General features: G+C 67.8%; 1 protein-coding gene and 1 pseudogene. One reads left to right on the top strand and one right to left on the bottom strand.

Annotation, left to right across the window (positions count from 1 at the left end; translation table 11 throughout):
• Window positions 1–128: pseudogene (locus tag AN218_RS38560) on the top strand (protein phosphatase); the annotation flags it as partial.
• Between the two features lie 45 nt (window positions 129–173).
• On the opposite strand, the gene AN218_RS29320 reads toward AN218_RS38560, so the two are convergent.
• A partial coding sequence (locus tag AN218_RS29320; RefSeq protein ID WP_141747738.1) for an SDR family NAD(P)-dependent oxidoreductase occupies window positions 174–793 on the bottom strand: 620 nt, incomplete at its 5' end.

The raw sequence follows: 793 nt of genomic DNA, 5'->3' as shown, positions 1-793 counted from the left end.
TGGTGGTTCTGGGTGGTGTGCCTGCGGGCCGGGCTGTGGCTTTTGTGCGCGGTCGCTATGGTCCGTGGGCGGTGGAGACGCCGTGGCAGTGCCGCTACGTGCGGCGTTTCACTCGCTGGACGGTGTGAACTGGGCTTGCCCGGCGGCTGGTTCGGGATGCCGGGTCGGTGTTGTCAGTTCACTCGCTGGACGGTGTGAATTGGGCCTGTCTGGGGGCCGGTTCGGGACGCCGGGTCGGTGTTGTCAGTGTTGTCGGTCGGTGATGTGAGCTGGTGTTGTCGGTGTTGTCGGTTGGTGTTGTTCTGTATCAGATCGGGGTCTTGTCCCTGTACGGTCCGGCCGCCGTCGACGGGTAGCGTGATGCCGGTGGTGAAGCCCGCTTCGGGTGAGAGTAGATACGCTACGGCGGCCGCGACTTCTTCCATGCGGCCTGTTCTGCCCAGTGGGTGCAGCGCCCGCATCTGCGCTTCCGTCTGTTCCGCGGTCTGCGGTTCCTGGGCGGTGAGGAGTGCGGCGTAGTTCTCGGTGTGGATCGAGCCGGGTGCGACGGCGTTCACGCGTACTCCCTGTGGCCCGTACTCGACGGCCAGTGCCCGTGTGAGTCCCTCGACGGCGGCTTTCGCGGTCGCGTAGGGGGCGCAGCCGGGGACGGGGCGGCGGGCCTGGTGCGAGGTGATGTTGACGATCGACCCGTGCGTGCCCGCCGTGGTGAAGCGGCGCAGCGCGGCCGCGCAGCCGGTGATCACGGGTGCCAGATGTCCCGTGATCAGGTCGAGGACCGTCTGCGGCGGGG

Source organism: Streptomyces nanshensis (assembly GCF_001751255.1).
Taxonomy (GTDB): domain Bacteria; phylum Actinomycetota; class Actinomycetes; order Streptomycetales; family Streptomycetaceae; genus Streptomyces; species Streptomyces nanshensis_A.
Note: the sequence above shows the minus strand (reverse complement) of the source record. Positions and strands in the feature narration are given on the sequence as shown.